At 39.1% G+C, this 3,796-nt stretch carries 4 protein-coding genes; 3 read left to right on the plus strand and 1 reads right to left on the minus strand.

Annotation, left to right across the window (positions count from 1 at the left end; genetic code table 11):
- Nucleotides 1–372: Uma2 family endonuclease (locus tag ACOVO2_RS08360; RefSeq protein ID WP_421769521.1), on the minus strand; the 372-nt coding region annotated here is incomplete at its 3' end.
- Nucleotides 373–466: 94 nt separating this feature from the next.
- On the opposite strand from ACOVO2_RS08360, the gene ACOVO2_RS08365 reads away from it, so the two are divergent.
- From ACOVO2_RS08365 to ACOVO2_RS08375, 3 genes are all read left to right on the plus strand, one after another.
- A complete protein-coding gene (locus ACOVO2_RS08365) occupies nucleotides 467–958 on the plus strand; it encodes a hypothetical protein (protein WP_421769522.1) in 492 nt (163 codons plus the stop codon).
- Nucleotides 948–3,092, plus strand: coding sequence for a 3-hydroxyacyl-CoA dehydrogenase NAD-binding domain-containing protein (locus tag ACOVO2_RS08370; protein ID WP_421769523.1), 2,145 nt, complete (start codon nucleotides 948–950; stop codon nucleotides 3,090–3,092). Before ACOVO2_RS08365 ends, ACOVO2_RS08370 begins: the two co-directional genes overlap by 11 nt.
- A gap of 258 nt (nucleotides 3,093–3,350) precedes the next feature.
- Nucleotides 3,351–3,796 (plus strand): hypothetical protein (locus ACOVO2_RS08375; protein ID WP_421769524.1); only part of this gene is annotated, 446 nt, incomplete at its 3' end.

Genomic DNA, 3,796 nt, shown 5'->3' on the forward strand with positions numbered 1-3,796 from the left:
ACAAAGTGGAGGAAATTTTGTTTTTTCGCTCTCTGTCAAGCCATTCCAGCGTTCGTTAGAAACCCACGAAGCATCAGGCGAACGCACCGCTGAAGTTGGTAAGCGAAATGCAGTAGAAGAATCAAAAACTTTTCCACTACGCTCAATTCTATTCCAAATTGTTAATTCAGTCGTAATTTCTGAATTCTTTATTCCAGTTTCTCCACCTGTGTTTGGCATAACAATAATATTTCCCTTTTCGTCTCTTTCAAATTTTAAACTGTCGTTTTCTTGGCAAAAATCATAGAATTCGTCATCGCTTAAATTTGTACTACTCAGTGGAGAGCCAATCACCTTTTTGACTGTATTTGCTTTTGTTGGATGCAATGTCATGGTTTCCATATTAGCTGATTATTTAGCAAAAATAACAAAATAAAATTAAACATATTTTTTATATTTGCAAATAGTATGCAAGCATACGGTATTTATGTTAGAAAAGATTAAAGAATCAATCACGCATATTTCAGAAGATTTAAATCATCTGAAAGACCCATTTTGGGTTGTTGGAAGCTCTGCTCTGGTATTAGCGGGGATTCAGCTTGAAAGTATTGATGATATTGATTTATTGACCTCAAATCGTGATGCCGACTTTTTAAAACAGCTTTGGCAAACTAATAAATTAGAAGCTTATTCGCCTGCTCACGCTGATAAGTTTCTATCGAATTTTGGAAGATTCCGATTTGGCGAGATACTTATCGAAGTAATGGGTGAATTGAAAGTTTTTTATGAAAATAAATGGCAAATACTAAGAATTAATGACTGGCAAGAAGTTGTAATCAATGAAAAATTGAGCGTGAAAATTCCAACTTTGGCCGAACAATATCGAATATTTAAGCTATTTGGTAGAGAAAAGGACTTAAAAAAAGCAAATTTGATTTTACAACAAACAACATATATTCAACCATCTAATGGAAATTAACTATAAAGTAGAAAACAACGTGGCGATTATCAGTTGGAACATGACCACTTCGCCGATGAACGTTATGAATGATATTTCGATTCCTGAATTTGAGGGGCATCTTGAAAAAGCCTATGCTGACTCCGAAGTCAAAGGAATCATCATCACTTCCGAAAAAAATGAATTTATTGCGGGAGCAGATGTAAAGATGATTTTGCGTAATAATAGCAAAGACCAGAGCGAAATGCACCAATTTTCGCTCAATTTCAATGCTATTTTCCGTAAACTCGAAACTTGCGGAAAGCCAGTGGTTGCGGCAATGAACGGAACGGCTTTAGGTGGTGGCTACGAGGTTTGTTTATCGTGTCATTATCGCATTGCTCTTGATAATCCAAAAGCCGTTATTGGCTTGCCTGAAGTTCAACTTGGTTTGCTTCCGGGCGGTGGTGGTACGCAACGTTTGCCTCGTCTAATCGGTATGGAAGCTGCTCTGATGCTAATGGTTGAAGGTAAGCGAATTTCGCCTAAAGAAGCCTTAGGTTATGGCATGGTCAATGATATTGCGGCTACTCGTGAAGAAATGATGGAGAAAGCCATGAAATGGATTTTGGCAAACCCGAAGGCCATTCAGCCGTGGGATGAGTTTGATAAAAAAACTGGAGCAATCAAGGCTCGTGAAAACTTCAAAGTACCAGGCGGAAATGTGCAGTCGCCAACTGGAATGAGAACTTTTGCAGGTGGAACAGCCATGATTATGGATAAAACCAAAGGAAATTATCCCGCTCCGATTGCCATTCTTTCATGCGTATATGAAGGTTTGCAAGTAAATATGGACCGTGCAATTCCGATTGAGGCTCGTTATTTCGTGAAAGTTGCTACTTCTCGTGAAGCGAAAAACCTGATTGGAGTAATGTTTTTAGGTAAAAATGAAGCCGATAAAGGTGCAAGTCGCCCGAAAGATATTCCTGCTACTGATGTGAAGAAACTCGGTATTTTAGGAGCTGGTTTTATGGGAGCAGGTATTGCTTATGTATCGGCAATGGCAGGAATTGAAGTTGTTTTGAAAGATATTACTATTGAAGCGGCCGAAAAAGGTAAAGATTATTCGAGAGGATTGGTACAAAAAGGTATCGAACGAGGAAAAACGACTGCCGATAAAGGTGAAAAACTATTGAATTTGATAAAACCAACGGCCGAAGTGGCTGATTTGCAAGGTTGTGATTTGATTATTGAGGCTGTTTTTGAAAACCGTGAGCTAAAAGCAACTGTTACTAAAGAAGCAGAGCCCATGTTGGTCGAAGGCGGCGTATTTGCTTCAAATACTTCTACAATTCCGATTACAGGTTTGGCAAAGGCTTCTGCAAAACCCGAAAATTTTATCGGGATTCACTTCTTCTCGCCAGTTGATAAAATGATGTTGGTTGAGCTGATTCGCGGGAAAGAAACTTCTGATTATGCCGTAGCATTGGCAGTTGATTTTGTGAAGAAAATCCGTAAAACGCCAATCGTTGTCAATGATTCTCGTGGTTTTTATACTTCTCGTTGTTTTAGCACATACACCACCGAAGGTATTGCTCTGTTGAAAGACGGTGTTGACCCAGTTTTGATTGAAAACGCCGGAAAAAATGCAGGAATGCCAGTGGGGGCTTTAGCGGTTTCGGATGAAGTGGCTTTAGATTTAGCATTGAAGATTTCTAAGCAAAGCATTGCCGATGGGGCATTGACCGAAGACGATGGTGCTTATCAAGTAACTCGAATGATGGTCGAAGATTTAGGGCGTTTCGGTAAGAAAAACAAAAAAGGTTTTTATGAGTACCCCGAGGGCGGAAAGAAGTATTTGTGGGAAGGTTTAGCCGAGTATTTTCCTGTTTCAGAAACCCAACCCGATGTAGAAGAAGTAAAGAAGCGTTTGCTGTATCGTCAGGTGGTAGAATGCATTCGCTGCTTCGATGAAGGTGTCTTGATGACAAAATTAGATGGAAATATCGGTTCGATTTTGGCTTGGGGCTTCCCTCCGTATGCGGGTGGAACACTCAATTTTCCTGAATTTGTAGGAAAAGAAGCTTTCTTGAAAGAAGTCGAGCGTTTGGCTGATACTTACGGAGACAGGTTTAGATTGACCGAAAAGCAAAAGGAATTAGTCAGAAATCTGTAAGTAATATTCAAACGTATGTATAAAAAAGGCGAGGTAACTCGTCTTTTTTTATGATTAAGCATTTGATATTGTAATTTTTTAAGCTTAAAATTCGTTTTCAAATGAGAAACTGGTTAGAAAATTACAAAATATTGTTTAGCAGATATATTTTGGCACGTTTTTATCTTACTTAAATTGACGTAATCCTATAATCGAGTGAAGTATTTTCTAACCCTCATCATTTTAGTGACATTATTTGAGACAACTAATGCTCAAATAATGTATCGTACACGTTATCGGACGGCAGTTATGGCCGAATCGTTTGCTATTAGTCCGTTGGGGTCAGTGAATATTGAATATTTGCCTGTCAGATGGAGAAATAGTTTTTTGTCATTAAGAGGCGGATTAGGTTTCATTCCTGGAGGAAAAGATACAGGGGTTGGAGAGGTTGCAAACGGCGGCGGAGTTTCGCTACCTGTTTCGGTAACTTATAACTATTTAATTAATAATCTACGTAAAGGAATCAATAAACGAGTAAGTGTAAAGTGTAAATCTGCTCCTTCGAAGATAGCAGCTGAATGGTTTGTGGAAGTGGGGGCAGGTGCTACCCCGGTAGCTTACCGAAGTGCCGAAACTCGAACATACTCATTCGCTATTTTAGGGCTTCGCCAACAAGTTGTTTTTGATATTCCACCACACCCGAGAGTTGTTTTTCTTCGAGCAAA

The organism is Emticicia sp. (assembly GCF_049241225.1).
In the GTDB taxonomy this organism is placed as follows: domain Bacteria; phylum Bacteroidota; class Bacteroidia; order Cytophagales; family Spirosomataceae; genus Emticicia.

What these genes read in the sequence shown, in the direction of transcription:
- ACOVO2_RS08365 (WP_421769522.1), top strand. Translation starts at nt 467, where the DNA reads ATGTTAGAAAAGATTAAAGAATCAATCACGCATATTTCAGAAGATTTA.
- ACOVO2_RS08370 (WP_421769523.1), top strand. Translation starts at nt 948, where the DNA reads ATGGAAATTAACTATAAAGTAGAAAACAACGTGGCGATTATCAGTTGG.